Source organism: Bartonella sp. CB10SXKL (assembly GCF_042195515.1).
Lineage (GTDB): Bacteria > Pseudomonadota > Alphaproteobacteria > Rhizobiales > Rhizobiaceae > Bartonella.
Map to the genome: position 1 here is coordinate 88,169 of NZ_JBHION010000006.1, position 24,064 is coordinate 112,232.

The following is a 24,064-nucleotide window of genomic DNA, read 5'->3' on the forward strand; positions in this document are numbered from 1 at the left end:
TTCCATGCTGTTAAAAAATCTTTCAATACATCTACATTTCGTGATAGCTCCTATAATATAAGCCATAAAGCCTCTCCACTAAAGTATATAAGACTTTTTGTATACCATCACTTTTACACTTCATAAAAGTGCAAAACGACATCATCATGTGAGACCCTAATGCTTCAACAAATCTTGCATTTAAAATACGTTAAATGAACATTTTCATTCTTTTCTCAATCATTTTTTATCCACACACCAACCCTGCTTGTAATGTGCAAACGAATGATTTGAATTGATTCATTGTAAAAAGATTTGAAATAAGAAAATCTTATGTATTAAGGTCTATTATTCACATGAATAAACCATTAATTATCATTATAAATCAATGTATTATTGTTATATATTAGATAATTTTTATTCTTTTATTACGCTAGCTTTATGAAAATATATAGTTCCTTTTGTGTTGATGTGTTTTTTACCTTTGTGCACGCAATTGCAATGCGAGATCAGGTTGATCTGTCGTAATATAATGTACAGGCATATCAAGCCAATGTGATAACCGAGCTTTTCCATTAATTGTCCATACCCCTACAGTAAAACCAGCCTCAAGAGCTGTTTCAATAAAGTCCTGTGAAACAATAGAGCCATCTAAACTTAGATCAGAATAACCTAATTGCTTCCATTCAGAAAAATGACGGTACATATCACCTTCAAAATTATCAACACATGGACCAGATGGTATTCCTGCTTCAATAAAAGGACGAAGGATAAAAGGATCAAAACTAATTGCAGAAACCCGTTCTAATAAATTTCGGCTTTTTATTAGTGCAAGCGCTTTTTGGGATAATATTGTTTCACGCTCCACTTCACCACATGTTTTGATTTCAAGATGCAACGCAACATTCGTTGGTGCTAAAAGATCAAGCACTTCTTCTAATAAGGGAGGTGCTTCTTGGCTTCCTTTCACGCAGAGTTGTTTGCGTGTTTCATTATCAATGTCGTGAATATACCCCTTTTTCCCAACCAATTGGTCTAAACGGAAGTCGTGAAAGACAACCACTTCACCGCTTTTCAGCAAATGAACGTCGCATTCAACTTCATCAACACCTAACGCTATAGCATTATTAAATGCTGAAAGGGTATTTTCAGGATAAAGATGAGCTCCTCCACGGTGTGCAACAATTTTTTTCTCAGACATGCAAAATCCCACACTTCTCAATTTTAAACGATATTGACGTACAGATTGTCAGATAAAAGCTTATTCTTCATTTCAATTATTCCCATTCAATAGTACCAGGAGGCTTTGAGGTTACATCATATACAACACGATTAATCCCTCTAACTTCGTTAATAATACGTGCTGCTGTCTTACTTAAAAATGCCATATCATAGGGATAAAAATCAGCGGTCATTCCATCTACAGATGTGACAGCGCGAAGAGCACAAACAAATTCATAAGTGCGATCATCCCCCATAACACCAACAGTTTGAACTGGAAGAAGAACAGCAAAAGCTTGCCAAATTTCATCATAAAGACCGGCCTTACGGATTTCCTCAAGATAAATAGCATCTGCTTCGCGTAAAATTTCTAATTTTTCACGTGTTACAGCACCTGGACACCGAATTGCAAGGCCGGGACCTGGAAAAGGATGGCGACCAATAAACTGCTCCGGTAGCCCTAACTCTCGTCCTAGCGAGCGAACCTCATCCTTAAAGAGCTCACGTAACGGTTCTACAAGTTTCATCTTCATCTGTTCTGGTAGCCCACCCACATTATGATGGCTTTTAATGGTTACCGTTTCACCAATAGCAGACACACTCTCAATAACATCTGGATAAAGTGTTCCTTGTGCTAAAAACTCTGCACCTCCTATTTTTTTCGTTTCTTCTTCAAAAACTTCAATAAAAAGGCGACCAATTGTTTTGCGTTTTTTTTCTGGATCTGTCTCACCTTTTAAAGCATTAAGAAACACATCATCAGCATTAACGTGAATAAGCTCTATATTATAGTGATCACGAAAGAGCGTGAGAACTTCTTCAGCTTCATTCTTGCGCATCAGCCCATGGTCTACCAAAATACATGTCAGTTGATCTCCTATAGCTTCATGAAGGAGTACCGCTACAACAGATGAATCCACTCCCCCTGAAAGACCACAAATCACACGATTTTTTCCAACTTTTTGTCGTATCGTAGCAATTGCCTGCTCACGATAAGAAGCCATTGACCAATTGCCTGTAATAGCAGAGATCTTATGAACAAAATTTTGCAAAAGTTTTGTACCATCCGGTGTATGGATAACTTCAGGATGAAACTGTACCGCATAAAAATGTCTTTTTTCATCCGCAATAGCCGCATAGGGAGCTCCTTTTGAGGTTCCTATGACACGAAAACCTTCTGGTAAAGCTGCCACACGGTCACCATGGCTCATCCATACTTGATAACGAGAACCTTTTTTCCACACTCCATCAAAAAGGGCACTCTCTTCTTGCACTTCCAAAAAAGCACGCCCAAATTCACGCTCATGCCCAACTTCAACCTTTCCTCCAAGCTGAACACACATGACTTGTTCACCATAGCAAATACCCAGAATCGGAATACCCGCCTCAAAAATTTCCATTGGAGCACGCGGAGAGCCCTCATCAATAACGGAATAAGGACTCCCTGATAAAATAATAGCTTTAGGATTTATGCGGCGCACAACTTCTAAAGCCAATTGAAAAGGAGCAATTTCACAATATACCCCCATTGCTCGTACCCGTCGTGCAATAAGTTGTGTAACTTGTGAACCAAAGTCAATAATAAGAACAGTGTCTGGATGTGATATGCTCATAGAAAACCAATCAACAATTGTAAAAGAAAACTCATGAGAGTTATGATTTAATCTTTCTCTTTTCACAAGCCTGTTTTCTTAAGAAAAAGATTATTCTCGTAAAGTTTATGATAAAAAGTGCAAAAATATGGATCAATGTTTTTTTTGCAACACAGATAAAAAGAACCCATCTGTTTGTGTTGTGGCTGGCGACAAAGTAAGTCCATAATTTGAAAAAACTGGTTGCACAGGAGAAAAACTAAAATGTTTCTGCCAAAGCGCTGGCATATCTATTGGAGAAAAATGAGAATGTTGTTGAAGGAAATGGGAAATTTGTTCCTCATTTTCATCTGTAAAAAGAGAACAGGTAATATAGATTAGGCGCCCATTTGGCTTAAGATAAGCTATCGCTTCATTCAAAATAGCCCTCTGTTCTGTTTGGCGTTGTTTCACCTGTTCTAATGTTAAACGCCATTTCGCATCTGGACGACGACGCCATATTCCTGTCCCACTACATGGTGCATCTAGTAGAACTCTATCCATCTGGCCTATTAATGGCTTCAATTCTTCTTTTTGTGCTCGTGTTTGTACATTACGAACACCAGCGCGTCGAAGACGATCAAAAATAGGAGCTAAGCGCGCTTTATCGGAATCATAAGCATAAATTTGTCCACGATTGTTCATATCGGAAGCTAAAGCTAATGTTTTGCCCCCAGCACCTGCACAATAATCTAATACCTGCATGCTCTCTTGCGCGTCCACAAGGTGAGCAACAATTTGAGATCCTAAATCCTGTATTTCAAAGTGTCCTTTTTGAAAAGCTTGTTCCACTTGAACATTGGGATGACGATTAAACTTTTCAATCGGTGCAATTCTTAAAGCTTGCCCAAACCATGGAAAAGATTTAAGTTTGGTTTTTGCTAATTCTTTCAGCACCTTTTCTGGTGTTGCCTTTAGGTTATTTACCCGTAGGTCTAAAGAAGGACGCGTTGCTAACGCAGCCGCTTCAGTGATCCAATTATCACCAAATAAAGGACGCAGATGCGCTTGACACCATTGTGGAATATCACCACGAATATAGTCTGGAGCATCCACTAATTGCTGACCTTGCCACGATTTACGCTGCTTAGCCCCTAATAACTGTGGTGCAAACCGATCTTCTGCCAACTCACCGTCAATTTGCTCCAGCGTCATTTTTCCATAATCTAATAAGGCACCAAAAACGATATCTCGGATATCATCACTCTCCATACGCCATTGTAAAGAATAACGTCGTCTTAAAACATCATAAACGATTGTACCAATAGCTGCGCGATCACCTGCTCCAGCAAAGCGATGAGAAAGCCCCCAATCCTTTAAAGCTGCTCCTACTGGGCGATGCTTCATTTCTATCTCTTTGAGAACATCTATTGCTGCTTGCAAACGCCCACCTAATCGCATTCATTTCTCCCATTAAAATAATAAAATTTTAAATCATCTAAAAAAATAATATTATCGCCTTCTTGCCAATGGAACCTTCTCAAAGCCATAAAAAATTTACATTCAATATTAAAATGATCTGATCATACTTTTTTATAAAATCAAATTTAGAGTATCTAGATTTTTCCTTTCATCTTCTGCCCATTCGCTTTTTATCCTTCTACCTCTTATGCTAAAAGATACGTAGCCATCCATAAAGAACTTATTTCCGCCATGCATTACGAAAAAATCAAATATCTCCCATCTTTGTACGGCTATCCTGCTGAAAAAATAGAAAAAGTCTTCTCATAAAATTAAACAATTTCATCTTACGTTCAACAAAAAATTAACTTTTTAGAAAATGCTTGGAACCACTATTTGGCATGACCGTTTTTACTCTAATGGCAACTGCCAGACAATTTAAAAGGAGAAAATAATGACTTATAATAATGGAAAAACAACTTCGTCTAAAAGCCGTCATAATACAATGCCCTCAAACAACGGAAAGAAATCCATCCAAAGTGATCAGACAAACACTCGCCAACGTGCGTCAAAGACTGGACGGAAGACAACAAAAAGTTAATTCTAATTTTATATAACTTATTTCATATAGTCTTAACAGAAAGAATTAGAGTTTTGACCTCTAATTCTTTCCTTTTTGGGATTATTACACCAAATTACAAACAGAAAAAAGCGCAGTCTCTCTTTCTTATTCTCGGAAGATTTTATATTTATGCAATATGACATTAGGATCTTGTATCTTTAAACTGGCCCACGATAATTTGGACTCTCTCGTGTGATAGAAACATCATGCGTATGACTTTCATGGAGTCCCGCATTCGTAATACGTACAAACGTTGCTTTTTCACGAAACTCTACAAGATCTTTTGCTCCAACATACCCCATCGAAGCACGAAGTCCACCAGCAAGCTGATGTAGAACTGATGCTATAGGACCTTTATAAGCCACCTGCCCCTCTACACCCTCAGGAACCAACTTAAGTTCATCACGAACATCATCTTGAAAATAGCGATCTGCCGATCCTCGTGCCATAGCACCAACAGATCCCATGCCGCGATAAGCTTTAAAGGATCGTCCTTGATATAGATAAACTTCACCAGGGCTTTCTTCTGTACCCGCTAAAAGAGAGCCAATCATAGCAGCACAAGCCCCACCTGCTAAGGCTTTAGCAAAATCACCCGAAGCTTTTATCCCCCCATCAGCAATAACGGGAATACCGACCTTATCAGCAATTTCTGCCGCACTCATAATGGCTGCAAGCTGAGGAACACCAACACCTGCAACAATTCGCGTTGTGCAAATAGAACCAGGACCAATACCAACTTTTATAGCATCCGCACCACTGTCAATCAAAGCCTGTGTTGCTTGCGGAGTTGCGACATTACCAGCAATAATGGCTGGAGAAAACGTCATTTTTTTAATACGCTCAACTGTGTCTAATACACGCTGAGAATGTCCATGTGCAGTATCAATCACTAGAATATCAACACCTGCATCAATTAATCGTTCAGCCCGCTCAAACCCATCGTCCCCTACACTACTTGCAGCTGCAACACGCAAGCGACCTTGCGAATCTTTGGCAGCGTTTGGATTTAATTTTGCTTTTTCAATATCCTTAACTGTTATCAGTCCGACACAACGATTCTGTTCATCCACAACTAATAATTTTTCAATACGATGATGGTGTAAAAGATACTTTGCTTCATTGAGTTGAACATTTTCACGCACTGTGATTAAATTTTCATGCGTCATTAATTCATAAATTTTTTGTTTGGGATCCGATGCAAAACGCACATCCCTATTTGTCAAAATGCCAACAAGCCGTCCAGCAGTTTCACCTTTAGCACCATTTTCAACAACCGGAATACCGGAAATACCATGAGAGCGCATCAAAGATTTTGCTTCTTCAAGTGTTGCATCTGGTCCAATGGTGACTGGATTAACAACCATACCAGATTCAAACTTTTTTACTTGGCGGACCTCTTCTGCCTGCTCTGCAGGAGACATATTACGATGAATAACCCCAAGACCACCAGCTTGAGCCATCGCAATAGCCAAACGCGATTCTGTTACCGTATCCATTGCCGCAGAAAGCAATGGCAAATTGAGCTTAATATCCGCTGCAATGCGCGTACTGAGATCCACTTGACTAGGCATAACAAGAGAATGACCGGGTTGTAAAAGTACATCATCAAAAGTCAGTGCCAATGCACCTGTCCCCGTTTCAACAATCTTTGCCATAGCAAAATTCCTTTTATAATAAAACACCGCAAGGAGCTTTAAAATACAACTGCGGTTCTCATACATGGTAGATTGGCAAAAAATTATGCCATGCTACAAACAAAATGAAAAGAAAAATAAAATATTTTTTTAAGTGTGGTTTATAAAAATTTACAATTGTGATTCAATAGGTAACCAACTTATTATTTTTGCAAATGCGCGACGCCAAAAATTGCTTTCTGGATCATAGTCAATGCTATATTTTTTTTCATTTTCAATAAAATCCCAATAAATACGATTATTATCACCAAGACGCAGATGATAGCTCATTTCCCCTGTGGTTTCTTCAGAAAACAACAAATCTAATCTTGCTGTAATGGGAGCACATTCAAAAAGAATGCCCATTTCTGTATTTAATGATGCTGATCTTGGATCAAAATTTAAAGATCCAATAAAAGCTGTTTTACGATCAATTAAAAAAGCTTTGGCATGTAAACTTGCCTTACTCGATCGAAACAATCGTAACCCATGAGTATTGCCTTCCGCTTTTAATTCATAAAGATTAACACCACTTTTCAACAATGCCTTACGATACGGTACATAACCACCATGCACTAATGCTACATCAGTAGCTGCTAAAGAATTTGTCAGAATTTTGACATCAACACCCTTTGAAACCAAATTACTAAAATTCTGCGTGCCAACCTTACCAGGAACAAAATAAGGTGACGTAATCTGAACCGTTTTTTGGGCATTTCCAATAACCTTTGAAAGTGCCTTCATAAGCCAATTGCTTGCTTTTTTACGCAATGCTTTTTCTGGAGGATCAGAAAGAACAACAACTTTGTCTGCTAAAAATAACCGCTTTCCTGTTTGGATAAAACAATTAAAGTTAATGTGCTCTTTGACATAATCTAAATAAACTTTTGCAACCTTGGAATCACGAAACTTTCGTAATTTATCTTTCCAATAGCTAAGATCACTTGCGCTTTTAGGAACAACCAAAGTATGAATTGGTAAAACAACAGCACTATTCCAAAAATCATCAAAGATACTTTCTACCTTTTTAACAGAGGGACCGATTAACATCAAATCTAAATCTCGAAAATGAGATTCTTTACCAGCATCAAAATAAGAATCTGCAAGATTACGTCCTCCTACAAAAGCGACCCTGCCATCAACAATAAAAGCTTTATTATGCATTCTACGTGTTACGGTAATTGCCCGTAATATAATTTCTAAACCACGGCGTAAACCACCTTTACGAGATCGCCCTGGATTAAACATTCTCACCTCAATATGAGGATGTTTATCTAGCGCAATATAAGCTGGATCACGTGCCTGAGCATTAATATCATCCAAAAGAAGCCGTACCCGAACACCCCGATCTGCTGCCTCAACTATTTCACTTAATAATAGGCGCCCCGTTAAATCATCGTCCCAAATATAATACATCAGATCAAGGCTACGCCCAGCCTCTGCAGCTCCTATTGCACGAACACAAAACGCATCCAAATTGCTGATAATGAGGGAAAGGGCATCTTTATCAATCCCCAATCCACTTTCTTCCTCAGCTAATTGACTGACGATACGATCAAGCTTAGTTTCATCTTTCTGAATAGGTAACGCATAAGAACATTGCCCCCTAGCATTTTTCACAAAACGTCCATAGGTGTAGATTGCCAACATAGATGCAATAAAAAAAAAGAGGACAAAACCAATAACAATTTGTAAAAGAGTCAAAGAGGATAAACTTTCTATTTTAAACTATCACATCATCAGTAATGCAAACGATAACACTAATCACTTTATCTTAATCGTATAGCAGATAAAATGCCACTTCTTGCTTAAGAGAGTATAAATTTAATATTGATGATACAAAAATTTTAGCGGTAGTATTTAAAAGTTTTTAAAAATGCTTCTCTGTTTTAATAAATGTAAACTTAACTAAAATTGTATAAATTGAAACAAACGATTAAAATAATCACATAAAATTTATATTTGATTTAAATCTACAAAATCATCCTCTATAGATAAATTTTACAATAAATAATTGTTTTCTTAAGCTTCCCCCACGAACTTTATCAAAATCCACTCTATTTTTTTGAAACTCATGCTTGTCATGAAGAGAAATTTGTTATGAATTTTACTTTCGTTCTTGATTTCTTATTGCTCTCAATTCTTCCATTTTTCTATAAAGTGTAGAGCGACCAATATGAAGGCGGCGCGCAATCTCACTCATATGTCCTTTATAATGTTTAATCGCTTTCTCTATAATATCATGTTCCATCTCTGCAAAAGTACGCACATGCCCATCAGTATTCAAAAATTTTATCGATTCTTGTTCATTATCTTCTTGTATATTACCCTCAATGATATTGGGAACATTCATTAATGAATTTCCCATTAATTGCGGAAAATCTCGAACAGTTAATAACGGTCCTTCACTGAGTAAAATCGCACGAAATAAAAAGGTTTCAAGCTCATTTCTATTGCCAGGCCAATCATACTGCATAAGCAAGGAAAGAGCAGAGCCTGCTAAACCATGGACATGTGATCGCCCTGTTTCTGTGATAATGCGATCAATCAAACGTTGTGTAATCTCTGGAAAATCATCCCTTAATTCTCGTAAAGCAGGGACGCTAATAGACAAGTGAGAAAATTGTTCAAACAAACTATGCAAAAAAAAGTTCTCATTAACCAAGTCCTTTAAACGCGATGTTGAAATAGCAATGATCCGAAAAGGGAAAAATCCTCCTTTTGTATCCCTTTCCCTCTCTTTAAGGTAATGAGCAAACCGTTTTTGCTGTATGGGCTCAAGTCGATCAATATCACAAAGGCAAAGTGTCCCTTTTTCAAGAGAAGAAACCAATGGTAGGAATTCTTTAAACCACTGCTGATTTTCTTCTTCTGGATCAACGATGGCTGAACATTGAAAGCGAACAAAAACACCCTCCGAAAATAATCCCTCATGATGAATAATCCGAGCTAATGTCTCACGTCCTGTTCCAGCTTCCCCCTCTATCAAAAGATTCTGTAAAGAAGTTGCTGCTTGTCTCGATTGTTCTAACACTATCTGCATAGCTCTACTTTTTACGCAAAGATCAGAAAACCGTAAATGATTCTCTTTTTTTCGCCGAATATCTCGAACCTCATGCTCCAAGGCAGAAATAAGAGCAAGAATATCCAAAGTAACTCTTACGCGTAATAATGTTACTGGATGGATCCAATAATCAATAGCTCCAGCTGTTAAAGCTTTCTGGAGTAAATGCTGATTCTCTTGTTGTGCTATAACGACAATAGGAACAGAAACACCAGCAACTCTAATCATTTTAATCAAATCGCTCACACTCAAATCACTCATAACGACATCAAGGAGTGCAAGCACAATGTTTTTACGCCTGTGTAAAAGATCAATCGTACGGAGACCATTTTCTGCTTCAATGACACGATAACCAAAACCTCTCAGCATAGCAGAAAGTTCTATACGTCTTCCATAATCTTCACTCGCAACAAGAATGGGACCAACCATAATGTCAATAATCTCCTTTGAGACTACTCAGCAGCTTAATATCAAAATTGTTGTAAACCATAAGAAATATTTCACCTCTTGTGTTTCACTTACAAACTTCATCAAGCTATCAATTAAATACAACATTAAGGCATTTTTTTCCATTTTTTTGCTTTTTCATTGATTTTCATTAAATTTTTCATATTGACTCATGGGGTAATTTAATAATGTTATAGAAACTCGAGAGAAAATAATCTAAATAGAGTGCAATAAATGAAACATACCTTTCATATTTTATGTCTTACAATCACCGCCTTGCTGTTAAGTGCCTGTAAATTTTCGCAATATTATAATTCAAATATGCCAACTGGAATTGATGGGAAATGGGTTGATGAGAATGGTATTATTTCTTCTTTCCACAATGGTGTTTTTGAAACGCGTGCAGCAGATACAGAAGAAAAACTATCAGAAGGGGCATATAATTATCTCAATGCCCAAAATATAGAAATTGAAATACGCTCTATTCTCCGTGGAACAATTTCTAGAGTCAATTGTACAATGTCATATGACGCCACACAACTTCTCTGCACCTCACATACAGGAGCACAGTTTTTCCTTAAGCGGAAATCTTAACAAAGTACAAGGGAAACCTCTCTTAAGAACAGAGGGAGCACACACATTAAGCAGGAGGCGATCCGTTCTCCTCCTGATAGAAAATCCTCTCTAAAATACGCAAAGAGGCTGGTATAATCTTTACCCTGAGAATTTTCTAAACATTATGAAATGCGTAAAATAATCATTTTCTTCCACAAAATATCAGTAAAGCCACCTCACAATAAAATTGTAACTTTGTATCCTGCAATCTATTTCAACCTAAAATAACATTTTATTTGATAAGGAAGCTTAATCTAAGCAGCGCCAATGCGCAAAAGATCATGAAAATGGACAATTCCTATCGGTTTTTTATCTTCAACCACGAAAAATGCACCAATCTGATGATCATTAATAAAAGCTGTTGCTGCACCAACAAGTGTATTTGGCTTTACAACTTTAGGAGCTTTGGTCATCACCTCGTCAACATTAAATTTTGATAAATTAAAATGAATGTTACGTGCAAGGTCGCCATCAGTTACAATTCCGATTAGTTCACCTTCTTGATTCACAACACCAACACAACCAAAATGTTTTTCCACCAAAACATTCATCGCTTCAGTCATAGATGTTCCCTGCATTACCAAAGGAATATTATCACCCTCATGCATAATATCACACACGTATTTAAGGCTTGCACCAAGAGAACCACCAGGATGATATATTTTGAAATCCGTTGCGGTAAAACCACGCATTTCTAAAAGAGAAACCGCTAATGCATCTCCCATTGCCAATTGCATAATTGTTGAAGTTGTAGGGGCTAAACCATGGGGGCAAGCCTCTTCTATCTTTGGTAATAATAGCACAATATCAGCTTGTCGTCCTAACACAGAGTGCTTACTTGATGTCATCGCAATAAGGGGAATACGAAAACGCGCCGCATAACTCATAATACCACTTAACTCTTGAGTTTCACCAGACCATGATAAAGCAAGAATAACATCATCAGATCCAATCATACCAAGATCACCATGATTGGCTTCTGCAGCGTGAACAAAAAAGGCAGGTGTTCCAGTTGAGGCTAAGGTTGCTGCAATTTTTGTCCCTATATGACCACTTTTTCCAAGACCAGTAATAACCACATGTCCACGAGCATTTCTAATAGTTTGAACAGCCGCTTCAAAAGAAGAAGAAAGACTTTCCAGAAGAGCTTTTTCAAGGGCTTCAAGCCCCTGCTTTTCACTGGCAAGTGTTTTAAGCGCTGATACAACAGCACCCTGCAAAGCCATATGAGGAGACGGTATTATCATAATCAAATTCGATCAATAAAATTAAGTGAGAGATCTATATTATTTTTCAACATTAATGGTTTCCAGTAAATTTTTCAATGAGGCAGAAACGTGGCTGTGCATATCAGCGCGTGCCAAAGAAAATGCAACGTTGGCTTCAATAAAACCAGCTTTAGAACCGCAATCAAAAGTGCGCCCTTTTACTTGCAAACCCCAAAAATCTTGCTCATTTGAAAGCCGTATCATAGCATCTGTTAATTGAATTTCATTTCCTGTTCCCCGTTCTTGAGTAGAAAGAATATTAAAAATTTCTGGCTGCAAAATATAACGTCCATTGATGTACAAATTTGATGGTGCCGTTCCTTGTGCTGGTTTCTCTACCATTTTTGTGATTTCAAAACCATTTGCAATCTGTTTGCCTTTCCCAACAATACCATATTTATGTGTTTCTCTAGGATCGCATTCCTGAACTGCTATAATATTTCCCCCACCCACCTTTTCATAAAGGCTCATCATTTCAGAAAGACAGCCCTTTTTCGCCTGTATCAACATATCGGGTAATAATAAAGCAAAAGGTTCCCCTGCAACTAATTCACGCGCACACCAAAGAGCATGCCCTAATCCCAAAGGTTGCTGTTGCCGAGTGAAAGAAGTTGACCCTGGTAATGGCTGTAAACGGTATAAGTGTGCAAGATCTTCTTTCTTTCCACATTCAGCAAGTGTCGTGTATAATTCAACTTGCGCATCAAAATAATCCTCAATGACTGCTTTGTTACGTCCAGTCACAAAAATAAAATGCTCAATACCAGCTTCCCTCGCCTCATCCACAACATATTGAATAACAGGTTTATCAACAACTGTTAGCATTTCTTTAGGAATCGTTTTTGTCGCAGGAAGGAAACGCGTACCAAGACCTGCTACTGGGAATACTGCTTTCCGGATTTTACGCACACTCACCCTCCTCAATGAATTCATATAACTTTTTTGTTTTATTTATCATATGTTTTTACGAAATGGTAAAAAAGATATCTTATTGTTTTGATTATCATTATAATGGGCAATTAAAAATGTAAAAAGAGTCTGAGAATTTATTGAAAGGATTAAAACGAATTATTTATTTCAGTTTTTTCCTCTTCTTGATCATATTATCGATTAAACTAAATACAAAATAAAGTTATTGCACATCTAATGAATTGAATATTAATGGGGATTTCAAAATGCAAAAAACAGAATTGAAGACTCTCTTTTTAGAGAAGTCAATAACTTGGAGAACTCTTTTCACTGTCTCTGCCGTTATTTTTTCTGCTTTTTTTATGTTTTTTATATCCCTTTCATATGCTGATAGCGGATTTAAACACTGGATTAAAGAATTTAAAAAAATAGCTATTGCTCACAATATTACCCCTTCTACGTTTCATATGGCGTTTAAAGGTGTTAATGCCATTGATCCAGAAGTTCTAAAAAGTGCCGCATACCAACCGGAATTTGTTGCTCCTTCATGGAACTATTTCGATAATCGTGTCCATGATATTGCAATTGAGGAAGGACGGCGCCAAACTCAAAAATGGAACAAATGGCTTCTTCAAATTGAAAAACGTTTTGGTGTTGATCGCAATATTCTGCTTGCTATTTGGTCAATGGAAAGCAACTATGGGAAGGTTTTAGCCAATAAAAGTGTAATGCGTGATACCATTCGCTCTCTTGCAACTTTAGCCTATGCTGATAAAAAACGTGCAAAATATGCATATACACAGCTGATTGCTGCTATGAAAATTCTACAAAGTGGCGAAATTAAACGCTCTCAACTCACTGGATCTTGGGCCGGTGCATTGGGGCATACACAATTTATTCCAAGCAGTTATCTCGCCTATGCAGTTGATATGGACCAAGATGGACGGCGTGATATCTGGAACTCTGTTCCAGATGCTCTGGCTACTGCTGCTAACCTTCTCCACAAAAATGGCTGGCAACCTAATCTTATTTGGGGAGTAGAGGTAAAAGTGCCGCAGGGGAAAAACCTTCCTGAAGGCTGGTATTCCTTTGAACAATGGAAAAAATTAGGTGTAAAACACGCAAATGGGCACCCTCTTCCTACATCAGCTGAACAAGCAATATTAAAATATCCAGATGGAGCAAAAGGACCTATATTTTTAGTCACAAAAAATTTCTTTGTTCTGAAACATTATAATAATGCAGATCGTTATGCGTTTGCTGTTGGCCTTCTTGCTGATCGCATTGCTGGACATCCTGGATTGGTAAATGATTGGCAAAGACCTTTTCAACCTCTTACTTTCCAGGAATGTAAAGAACTACAATCTCGCTTAAGTGCACTGGGCTATTATAAAGGGAATGTTGATGGAAAAATCGGAACAGCTTCTCGCAAAGCAATTAAAGCTTTTCAACTGCGTCACGGTCTAAAAGCAAATGGATATCCATCATCTCAAGTGCTTTTTCTCCTTCGCAAACAATAAGGGAGACTAAATTTTTGTCTTCTTTTCGCCTGATATACTTGACATTATTGTTGTTTTCACTTTCTATTGTGGGGATCTTACAGCCATCCCCAAGTAAAGCAACGAACTTCTTCAAATGGTTGTCACAACAAAACAAACAGACACAGCAGCCACCGCAAATTATAGAACAAAAAATAGACAAGCCGCAAAAAAAGATCATAACACAAAAAAACATACAAAAGCTAAAAAATGAGAATGCAAAGCGCGTTCTTGTCATAGGGGATTTTGCAGCTTCTGCTGTTGCCGATGCACTTAAGAAGTCTTTTATAAATAATAGCGATATCGTTATCATGAACAACACAATACCAGCTTCCGGCTTAGTTCGAACGGATTATTATTCTTGGCAAGGCAATATTTCTAAACTCATTGATCAAAATAATCCCGATGTTATTATCATGATGATCGGTGCAAATGATAATCAACCCATCACAGACTCTCATAACATGATTAACACAGATCAGTCAGAATGGATGCGCATCTACAAACAAAGAATTATCGAAATTGCTGAAAGTCTTCATGCCTCTGGAAAACCATGGATATGGATAGGTCAGCCTTCTTTTGGAAATGATCTTTTGACACAAAAAATAAAAATTTTTAATGCGCTCTATCAACAAGAAACAGAAACAGCAGGAGGGTATTTTCTCGATATCTGGAGCGGCTTTAGTGATGAAGAAGGAATTTTTTCTTTTTCAGACTATGATATTAATGGGAAAATAACCAAATTACGCACCAATAATGGCATGCATTTCACCCCTGAAGGAAAGAAAAAACTTGCCTCTTATTTAGAAAAGCCATTGAAAAATATTTTAAATTTTTATGCCTTTTCTCATGGAAATCCTTACTCAACCGATCAAGCTATTCAAAAACTTATACAAGAATCAGAGAATCAAGAGCGGAGTAAAATTATGCGTCAGCTTCCAATGAGCCTCGATGATATGGCACAACAAAACACTCACCTTTTAGGCAAAAGAAAGTCAAGTTTTATAAAAAAATCATGGTTTCCACCAAATGGGCATCAAAAAGATCGAGCTGATGATTTTTCTTTCCCATAATGTCTATTTAAAATACAAAATCTGTTTTCCTCTATAAACAAAAAGCGAATAAGATAAAAAACTCTGTTTACAGAGCTATAATGAAGAGGAAATTTGCATAACTCGCAACTGCACCTTTCGAATAATATGAAAACGGCATGGTGTTAACCATACCGTTATATCTTATAGTCCACGTTTGTTAATCATTGCCTCTGGTAAAGGCATCCGTCCCCGAAAAGCTTTATAAAGCTCCTCTGGATCACGACTTCCTCCAGCGGAGTAAATACAACGCTTTAAAAGATCAGCGAGCTCTGAATTAAAAACATCTCCCGTTTCTTCAAAAGCCTGAAAAGCATCTGCATCAAGAACTTCCGACCACATATAAGAATAGTAACCAGATGCATAACCATCCCCTGCAAACACATGCATAAAATGTGGGGGACGATGACGCATAATAATTGTGTCAGGCATTTGCAGCTTTTCTAATTCTTGGCGTTCAAACACTGTTGGATCAGTGACTGTTTCGCCTTGATGAAAAGCCATATCCACTAAAGCTGATGAGATAAATTCAACGGCAGAAAATCCTGCATTAAATGTCTGTGCTACTAAAACTTTATCTATCAACTCTTGTGGCATAGGATGGCCTGTTTTTGTATGTATAGCATAAGATTTTAATATCTCTGGCACGGTTAACCAATGTTCGTAAAGTTGAGAAGGTAGCTCAACAAAATCACGTGCAACAGATGTTCCCGACACAGATGGCCATGTGACATCAGAAAGCAAACCATGCAATGCATGTCCAAATTCGTGGAAAAGCGTACGTGCATCATCAAATGATAAAAGAGCAACTTCTCCTTTGGGCGGTTTAGCAAAATTACAAACATTGTAGATAATAGGCTTTTGTCCGCCATCCAATTTATGTTGTGATTGCAAACTACTCATCCACGCACCGGAGCGTTTTGAAGAACGCGCAAAATAATCACCAATAAAATGCCCAAGTAGACTTCCATCAGACTTTTTTACTTCCCACAAACGTGCATCAGGATGCCAAAGTGTAACAGCGTTTTTTTCTTCAAATGTAATGCCAAAGAGTTTTTCTGCTACCCTAAAAGCCGCTTTAATCATACGATCAAGCTGAAAATAATATTTAATCTCCGCGCTATCGAAAGAAAGTTTTTCAGTACGAAGTTTTTCAGCATAATAACGCCAATCCCAAGCAGCTAAAGATTCATTGCAGCCCTGATTGTTGGCAAAATTTTGTAAGTCAATTTGCTCAGTAGAAGCTTTCGCTCTTGCGCGCTCCCATACAGGCATAAGCAAATCCATAACGGAATCAACACTTTTAGCCATAGTATTATCGAGCTTCAAATCTGCGAAAGATTTATATCCCAATAATTTAGCCTGCTCATCTCGAAGCGCAACAATCTCTACAATAATTGTTTTATTATCATTCTTGTTATTATTTTCACCACGTTTAGCCCAAGCTTGGAATGCAACCTCACGCAAATCACGACGATCAGAGAATTTTAAAAAAGGTTCAACAATCGAACGTGCTAGTGTTAATGCATACGCTTCTTCATTGCCTCTTTCACACGCAATTTCCTTCATTGAAGCAATGAGATCTTGCGGTAAACCAGATAAGTCTGTTTGTTTTAAAAATAGAATCCATTCAGCTTCATCATTTAAGACATTTTGTCCAAAAGTAGCATTTAAAAAAGCAAGTCTTTCATTAATTTCCAAAAGCCGTTTCTTAGCTTTTTCATCGAGTTTTGCCCCATGACAAACAAACTTTTTCCACCATAATTCAAGAACACGTGTTGTTTCACTCTCAAATGTGCCCAGCTGCGACTGTTTATAAAGCATATCTATTTTCGCAAATATCCGCGCATCCATCATCATTTTTGAAGAATAACGAGAAAGTTTTACAACGAACTCTTGCTCTAGCTGTTGAATTAATACATTCGTATGAGCACTGGTGCGTAAGAAAAATATTGAACAGACACGATCAAGCGCTTTGCCGCAAAGCTCAAAAGGCTGTAAAAAATTCTCAAGCGTTGGTGGTTCTTGCACCATCGCAATCGCCTCTAGTTCTTCTTCGGCTTCTTGAAGAGCCTGTTCAAAAGCGGGTTTAAAATCTTCATCACTTATAGAAGAAAAATCAGGAAGACATGAAAATCCCTTCCACTCCAGCACTGCTTCTTTTGCCATAATACTTTATGTCTCCATTATAAATTTAAACTGTAACAATTATCTTTACGACACAAATTGATAACATACTAAAACTATCTCGTGAGTTTCAAAACTACCTTTCAAAACGCTATTGAATAAAAAACCTGAAAATCGCAAAGTTCTTTCATTTTAAACCATATTATATTGAAGCAATAAAGATTATTCGCTCACACATCACAATAGAATTGCATATTAACAAAAACACTTGGAGAAAGGCATAATCTCCACTCTTTACAAAATATTGCTGTAGATTCTTTTGAAAATCACAAAACTGCATTAAAGAAATGATGGTAAAAATCAGAACTGATTTTTACATTTACGCTTTTATATTATCCTCAAATTAAGCTGTATTCTCGTTTTAGTGATTCAGAAACTTGTTTATAACTTATAATTCACCCTTGACTTTACTTCAAATATTAACAATTGGGAATATAGCTGGGGAGTTTTTTTTAAAATCTTCCATAAACTTTTGTTTTTATCTCATCTATTATCTAGATTTATAACTCTCCAACTCTTCAGGAGGTACTTTATCATGACTGAAATCAAAACGGCCTTCGACTTCAAAAATTTTTCTCCTGAAGCTCTTGCTGAAAAGTTAAAGAACCAGCATTTTGCAGACTCTATTGATATCATAAATGACCTCGATATCATGGAACGTGTAACTATTCTTAGTCTTCTGCCTCTTGATTATGTTATCGAACTTTTTGATAAACCAGAGCTTGAGCAACCTGCTGCCATCCTAGAACTTCTCCCTATAAATCGTGCTGTTGAAATTCTTGATGGCATGTCTGCCGATGCTGCTGCAGACGTCTTTCAAGAAATGGATAAAGAAACCCGCACACGACTTTATGCCTTGCTTAACCCCTTAACGCGCGCTGAACTTAAAAAACTCACCAGTTATCCTGACCATACAGCAGGGGCACTGATGACAACAGAATTTATAGCCGTTCCTTCAAACTGGACCATACAAAAAACTTTGGATCACATCCGTGAGGTCGAGCGAACACGTGAAACAGTTTATACCAGCTATGTAATTGACCCTAAAACAGGTACTCTTCTCAAAGCTGTTTCCCTGCGTAACCTTATTCTTGCCTCACCTGATGAACTAATTCTTAATGTCCCTACCCATGACTCGCCCATTACAATATCGCCCTTCACACATCATGAAGATATCGCACGCCTTTTCCAGCGCCATGATCTTCTCTCTGTGCCTGTAGTTGATGAAAGTAACCATGTCATTGGCATTGTAACCGTTGATGACGTGCTTGATACTATGGTCGATGAGATGAATGAAGATGCCTATAAATTTGGGGGTATGGAAGCGCTTAATAAGCCCTATATGCAAATTAAGTTTCCTGAAATGATGAAAAAACGTGGCGGATGGCTCGCTTTACTCTTTATCGGTGAAATGCTGACAGCAAGCGCTATGCAACATTTCGAAACAGAACTCGAAAAAGCGATTATTCTTACACTGTTCATACCTCTCATTATGAGCTCAGGAGGAAATTCCGGCTCACAAGCTACATCCCTTATTATCCGTGCATTGGCTTTACGTGAACTCACGTTGAAAGACTGGTGGAAAGTGATCATTCGTGAAATTCCAACAGGACTATCCCTTGGTCTCTTACTAGGAATTATTGGTGTTACGCGCATTGCTCTTTGGCAAAAACTGGGTATCTACGACTATGGACAACATTGGATTGCTATTTCGACAACAGTGGGTACAGCTTTAGTTGGAATCGTTACCTTTGGTTCTCTTTCTGGATCTATGTTGCCTTTTATTCTTAAAGGTTTAAAATTTGATCCAGCAAGTGCTTCTGCTCCTTTTGTGGCAACTTTAGTAGATGTCATGGGCATTATAATCTATTTTTCTGTAGCTTCCCTCATTTTGTCAGGAACTCTTCTTTAAACATGTAAAGTAAAAACTCTTACTTATGGAAAGATCTTGTCATGTAACCTAAGATTCTTTCCATAAGAGAATAAGCTTTATTATTTATTTTCTAGCGCACCGCTCCATAGATAATTTATTATTTTTTTTGAATAACAGCTCCGAATAACGTAAATTTACCTCATCATAAAGCTTCTCATATTAAATCGATTAAAGTCATCTTCTTGCCAGTCACAAACGAGATCGGTGTATGGCTAAAAACTATTCAAGAAAAAATAAAATACTTCTTATATCTTCTTTCTCGTAGCAAAAACTGGCGCAATATTGACAGCTGAGAAAGAATGATAATGATAATGCTCAACAGTTTTATATTTTTTCACAAAGGCGTTAATAGTATACTATTCGCGTATATTATATCATTTATGAGCCTATCATGGAATGGATGTAGTATACGTTAAGCAATCTCTCTTAAGTACATGAATATGCAACAACAAGTATATTCTGTTTAAAGTGTTCTGTTTGGCATGAAAAGCATGCTCCTATTAGAGAATACGATTAACAAAAGTGTGAGGGGCAAAGCACTATCTCCATGGTTTAAAAGATATTACTTTAGATGCCTTTGAAAGCATAAATTGGATTAACGGCAAAGATGGAAATTTTCTTTGGATGCCTTCATATTCTTTCTAAATAAAACTGTATTCCGGGTTCATAAATAAATCAAACAGATATAACTCTTGCCCAATCTGGCATATAAAAGCTAGAACTTCTTATAAAATTCTTAATCATCTCAATATTTACCTCAAATACACGGTTGCATTAGATCTGGATTTTGATTGACAAGTTATAGAATAAGAAAAAGCTTTATTTAGAATAAGAATGTTGTACAATTGTCAATAAATTGGCTATGGATTGAGAGATATTCCGGATTTTTATTAATCTCTTTGCAAAACAACAACAATAATATGGCTAGCTTTATACTTACTTACTCTTACAAGAGCTCATATAAACTCCTTGTGTCATATTGATAGAAATCAAGTTGACGGTGATTTTTTGGATAATTCTTAGCTCGAGAATAGAACATACGCACTATAAAAATCCTTTTACGAAGCTCCAGCAATTGAAGCTTAATAGAGCCTTAAAGACTTGGATAAATAGTTTTGTCATAAAAATATTGCCTCCATCTTCCAAAACTATAAAAAAACATGTAAAAGGTTTTTTAATAGTCAGGCAAAGAATGTAAAGACTTTGCCTCAAATGAAATTTCATTAAACGAAAAGAAGAAAATTTATGCAATTGCGTAACATTGCCATCATTGCCCACGTTGACCATGGGAAAACAACGCTTGTAGACGGACTTCTCAAGCAATCAGGAAACTTCCGTGATAATCAGCGTACAAGCGAACGTATGATGGATTCAAACGATATTGAGAAAGAACGCGGAATTACAATCCTAGCGAAAGTGACATCTGTTGTTTGGAAAGATACACGAATTAATATTGTTGATACACCAGGACACGCCGACTTTGGTGGAGAAGTTGAACGCATTCTAAATATGGTTGATGGAGCCATTGTACTTGTTGATGCTGCTGAAGGACCAATGCCACAAACAAAATTTGTTGTTGGCAAAGCATTGAAAGTAGGATTGCGCCCTATTGTTGCTATTAATAAAATTGACCGACCGGATGCACGCGTTGATGAAGTCATTAATGAGGTTTTTGACCTTTTCGCTGCTCTTGATGCAACCGATGAACAGCTTGATTTTCCTATTCTTTATGGATCTGGACGCGATGGATGGATGGCTGAAGCCCCTGAAGGACCAAAAGATCATGGATTAGGTCCTTTATTTGATCTTGTGACGCAGCATGTCCCTTCTCCTAGTGTAGCAGAAGGACCGTTTCGCATGATTGGAACTATTCTTGAAGCGGATCCGTTTTTGGGACGAATTATTACAGGGCGGATTCATTCTGGCTGTCTAAAACCCAATCAAAATGTCAAAGTTCTTGGACAAGATGGAAAACTTTTAGAAACTGGGCGTATTTCAAAAATTTTAGCGTTTCGTGGCTTAGAACGGCAACCTATTGAAGAAGGAAGTGCTGGTGATATTGTTGCGATTGCAGGTCTACAAAAAGGTACCGTAGCTGATACTTTCTGTGATCCTACTGTCAATGAACCCCTTACTGCCCAACCAATTGATCCTCCTACTGTTACTATGAGTTTTCTCGTCAACGATAGTCCCCTTGCTGGAACTGAAGGCGATAAAGTAACAAGCCGTGTCATTCGTGACCGATTGTTAAAAGAAGCAGAAGGCAATGTCGCTCTTAAAATTGAAGAATCAGCCGATAAAGATTCTTTCTACGTTTCAGGACGAGGAGAATTACAGCTTGCAGTTCTCATTGAAAATATGCGCCGTGAAGGATTTGAACTTAGTGTTTCACGCCCACGTGTTGTTATGCAAAAAGATGAAAATGGAATAACTCTTGAGCCAATCGAAGAAGTTGTTATCGATGTTGATGAAGAATATTCCGGTACTGTTGTACAAAAAATGTCTGAACGTAAAGGCGAAATGGTGGAATTACGTCCTTCTGGAGGTAATCGTGTCCGCCTTGTCTTTTATGCACCAACCCGAGGACTCATTGGTTATCAATCTGAACTTTTAACGGACACACGTGGTACAGCAATTATGAATCGCCTTTTCCATGCTTATGAACCTTATAAAGGAGACATTGCTGGTCGTGTTAATGGTGTTATGATTTCAAATGACAACGGTGAATCTGTCGCTTATGCTCTTTTTAATCTTGAAGATCGTGGTCCTATGATCATCGATGCGGGTGTGAAAGTCTATCAAGGTATGATTATTGGCATCCACTCACGAGATAATGACTTAGAAGTCAATGTCTTAAAAGGGAAAAAACTCACCAATATGCGCGCTTCTGGAAAAGATGAGGCCGTAAAGTTAACGCCTCCCATTAAAATGACATTAGAACGTGCCTTATCGTGGATACAAGATGATGAACTTGTGGAGGTAACCCCTAAAAATATTCGTCTCCGCAAACTCTATCTTGATCCTAATGAACGTAAACGTTTTGAAAAAACACGTGCATCAATTTCAAGTTAATTTCATAATCTCTTTGGTAAAATATTTAATTGTATTGAGCCTCACTATATTCCAGAAAGGATGTCTCTATGAATATTAAGGAAATACCCGTAGGCAAAAATCCACCAGAAGATATTAACGTTATTGTGGAAGTCTCCCTTGGTGGGCAACCAATAAAATATGAGATGGATAAAAAGTCTGGTGCATTATTTGTTGACCGTTTTCTTCATACATCAATGGTTTATCCTGGAAATTACGGTTTTGTCCCTCATACGCTTTCAGATGATGGTGATCCTATTGATGTCCTTATCTGTAATACCCGTCCACTTATGCCTGGTTGTGTTATCAATGTTCGCCCCATCGGAGCTTTAATGATGGAAGATGATGGTGGTAAAGATGAAAAAATTATTGCCATTCCCACTACAAAATTAACAAAACGCTATATCAATATTCATGACTATACAGATCTACCCGAGATTACACTCAAACAAATTGAACATTTCTTCAAGCATTACAAAGATCTGGAACCTGGAAAATGGGCTAAAATTGAAGGATGGCGTGATAAAAACTTTGCGCATGAATTAATTAAGCAAGCTGTTGAGCGCAATAAAAAAATATAACGATTTTAATAAAATAAAGCCTATTTAAAAATAGGCTTTATTCTTTATTTTTTCTACGAGATGCAATCTCTAAAGGATTGCCATATCTGCTTTAGCTCTTCTAAATGTGTTGAAAAGTAAAGTTGTTTGTAGCGAGATATTGCACCGTTTTTCAGAGAAATAGAAGAAGATGGTATTCTCCATTGCTTGGCAAGAAATTTAATGAGAGCTTTATTCGCTTTTCCATCTTCAGGAACAGCACGAAGGCGTATAACCAGATATTGTTTCTCACCATCCCTACATTCAATCCCTATTATTTTGTCAACGGACGATTTGGGAATGAGATATACAAACAAAATCAAGTTATTTTTATCAACTTGATAAAACATGTATTCGCCTCAAGTAATATTTCTATACATACATGTTTGCGTAAACGCGCCACATAAAAGTACGAATAAAATATATAATAATGAACACTACAATAGGTGAAATATCAATCGTTCCCAAATTTGGTAAAATTTTCCGGATACGGCTTAGAACGGGATTTGTAAGATGATCTAGAAAGCTTCCTACCAAAACAACAAAGCGATTGCGTGAATTTATGATATTAAAGACATAAAGCCAAGAAAAAATGACACTAGCGATTAAAATATCAATATAAATCTCAAAAATCAAATCAATCGTTCGAAGCAATGCATAAATCATGCGTCATCCCTTTCAATCAAGGAAACAGAAGAGCGTATAGAAAACCTTCATTAAGCAGGTCTGTGTATCAAAAAATGGTTTTATATTTCAATACTCTTTTTTCTTGAATAAAAACCAGATATCTAAA

General features: G+C 37.3%; 18 protein-coding genes. 7 read left to right on the forward strand and 11 right to left on the reverse strand.

The features are described from left to right. Nucleotides 1-457 precede the first annotated feature (457 nt). From ACFIK3_RS04745 to ACFIK3_RS04755, 3 genes are all read right to left on the reverse strand, one after another. Complete coding sequence (locus ACFIK3_RS04745) at nt 458-1,180, reverse strand: glycerophosphodiester phosphodiesterase (RefSeq protein ID WP_375676326.1); 723 nt, start codon at nt 1,178-1,180, stop codon at nt 458-460. A gap of 76 nt (nt 1,181-1,256) precedes the next feature. Continuing rightward, complete coding sequence (gene guaA / locus ACFIK3_RS04750) at nt 1,257-2,813, reverse strand: glutamine-hydrolyzing GMP synthase (RefSeq protein ID WP_375676335.1); 1,557 nt, start codon at nt 2,811-2,813, stop codon at nt 1,257-1,259. Between the two features lie 132 nt (nt 2,814-2,945). Further along, nucleotides 2,946-4,232 carry an RsmB/NOP family class I SAM-dependent RNA methyltransferase gene (locus ACFIK3_RS04755; RefSeq protein ID WP_273790617.1) on the reverse strand — a complete coding sequence of 429 codons (1,287 nt, stop codon included), beginning with the start codon at nt 4,230-4,232 and terminating at the stop codon, nt 2,946-2,948. 454 nt (nt 4,233-4,686) lie between these two features. On the opposite strand from ACFIK3_RS04755, the gene ACFIK3_RS04760 reads away from it, so the two are divergent. After that, complete coding sequence (locus tag ACFIK3_RS04760; RefSeq protein ID WP_375631092.1) at nt 4,687-4,833, forward strand: hypothetical protein; 147 nt, start codon at nt 4,687-4,689, stop codon at nt 4,831-4,833. Nucleotides 4,834-5,012: 179 nt separating this feature from the next. Here the strand turns inward: ACFIK3_RS04760 and guaB are convergent, their stop codons facing one another. From guaB to ACFIK3_RS04775, 3 genes are all read right to left on the reverse strand, one after another. Further along, the gene (guaB, locus tag ACFIK3_RS04765) at nt 5,013-6,512 is read right to left on the reverse strand and encodes an IMP dehydrogenase (protein WP_273790618.1); all 1,500 of its coding nucleotides are present in this window, start codon (nt 6,510-6,512) and stop codon (nt 5,013-5,015) included. 150 nt (nt 6,513-6,662) lie between these two features. Next, complete coding sequence (locus ACFIK3_RS04770) at nt 6,663-8,234, reverse strand: phospholipase D family protein (RefSeq protein WP_375676327.1); 1,572 nt, start codon at nt 8,232-8,234, stop codon at nt 6,663-6,665. 403 nt (nt 8,235-8,637) lie between these two features. Continuing rightward, on the reverse strand, nt 8,638-10,023 hold the full coding sequence (locus ACFIK3_RS04775) for a sigma-54-dependent transcriptional regulator (RefSeq protein ID WP_375631094.1): 1,386 nt from the start codon (nt 10,021-10,023) through the stop codon (nt 8,638-8,640). A 252-nt stretch (nt 10,024-10,275) separates the two neighbouring features. Here ACFIK3_RS04775 and ACFIK3_RS04780 point away from each other — a divergent pair, with 252 nt between their 5' ends. Next, nucleotides 10,276-10,635 carry a hypothetical protein gene (locus ACFIK3_RS04780; RefSeq protein ID WP_375631095.1) on the forward strand — a complete coding sequence of 120 codons (360 nt, stop codon included), beginning with the start codon at nt 10,276-10,278 and terminating at the stop codon, nt 10,633-10,635. A gap of 275 nt (nt 10,636-10,910) precedes the next feature. On the opposite strand, the gene ACFIK3_RS04785 is transcribed toward ACFIK3_RS04780, so the two are convergent. Together ACFIK3_RS04785 and ACFIK3_RS04790 are read right to left on the reverse strand one after the other, a co-directional pair. Beyond that, a complete protein-coding gene (locus ACFIK3_RS04785; protein WP_273790622.1) occupies nt 10,911-11,903 on the reverse strand; it encodes an SIS domain-containing protein in 993 nt (330 codons plus the stop codon). Nucleotides 11,904-11,942: 39 nt separating this feature from the next. Further along, a complete protein-coding gene (locus tag ACFIK3_RS04790; RefSeq protein ID WP_375621170.1) occupies nt 11,943-12,833 on the reverse strand; it encodes a UTP--glucose-1-phosphate uridylyltransferase in 891 nt (296 codons plus the stop codon). 266 nt (nt 12,834-13,099) lie between these two features. Between ACFIK3_RS04790 and ACFIK3_RS04795 the strand changes: the two genes are divergently transcribed. Then, nucleotides 13,100-14,353 carry a lytic murein transglycosylase gene (locus tag ACFIK3_RS04795; protein ID WP_375671260.1) on the forward strand — a complete coding sequence of 418 codons (1,254 nt, stop codon included), beginning with the start codon at nt 13,100-13,102 and terminating at the stop codon, nt 14,351-14,353. A gap of 14 nt (nt 14,354-14,367) precedes the next feature. Further along, nucleotides 14,368-15,444: an SGNH family hydrolase gene (locus ACFIK3_RS04800; protein WP_375676328.1), complete on the forward strand. Its 1,077-nt coding sequence runs from the start codon at nt 14,368-14,370 to the stop codon at nt 15,442-15,444. Between the two features lie 162 nt (nt 15,445-15,606). Here ACFIK3_RS04800 and ACFIK3_RS04805 read toward each other — a convergent pair whose 3' ends face one another. After that, complete coding sequence (locus tag ACFIK3_RS04805) at nt 15,607-17,631, reverse strand: M3 family metallopeptidase (protein ID WP_375676329.1); 2,025 nt, start codon at nt 17,629-17,631, stop codon at nt 15,607-15,609. A 553-nt stretch (nt 17,632-18,184) separates the two neighbouring features. On the opposite strand from ACFIK3_RS04805, the gene mgtE reads away from it, so the two are divergent. The 3 genes from mgtE to ppa all read left to right on the forward strand — a co-directional run bounded on the left by mgtE (nt 18,185) and on the right by ppa (nt 23,253). After that, nucleotides 18,185-19,561 carry a magnesium transporter gene (gene mgtE / locus ACFIK3_RS04810; RefSeq protein ID WP_375622953.1) on the forward strand — a complete coding sequence of 459 codons (1,377 nt, stop codon included), beginning with the start codon at nt 18,185-18,187 and terminating at the stop codon, nt 19,559-19,561. A 1,266-nt stretch (nt 19,562-20,827) separates the two neighbouring features. Then, nucleotides 20,828-22,654 carry a translational GTPase TypA gene (gene typA, locus ACFIK3_RS04815; protein ID WP_273790628.1) on the forward strand — a complete coding sequence of 609 codons (1,827 nt, stop codon included), beginning with the start codon at nt 20,828-20,830 and terminating at the stop codon, nt 22,652-22,654. Between the two features lie 68 nt (nt 22,655-22,722). Continuing rightward, the gene (ppa, locus tag ACFIK3_RS04820) at nt 22,723-23,253 is read left to right on the forward strand and encodes an inorganic diphosphatase (RefSeq protein WP_273790629.1); all 531 of its coding nucleotides are present in this window, start codon (nt 22,723-22,725) and stop codon (nt 23,251-23,253) included. A 53-nt stretch (nt 23,254-23,306) separates the two neighbouring features. On the opposite strand, the gene ACFIK3_RS04825 is transcribed toward ppa, so the two are convergent. Continuing rightward, a complete protein-coding gene (locus tag ACFIK3_RS04825) occupies nt 23,307-23,621 on the reverse strand; it encodes a DUF167 domain-containing protein (RefSeq protein WP_273790630.1) in 315 nt (104 codons plus the stop codon). A 22-nt stretch (nt 23,622-23,643) separates the two neighbouring features. Continuing rightward, entirely contained in the window at nt 23,644-23,937 is a 294-nt protein-coding gene (locus ACFIK3_RS04830) for a YggT family protein (RefSeq protein ID WP_375676330.1), read from the reverse strand. Nucleotides 23,938-24,064: the final 127 nt, after the last annotated feature.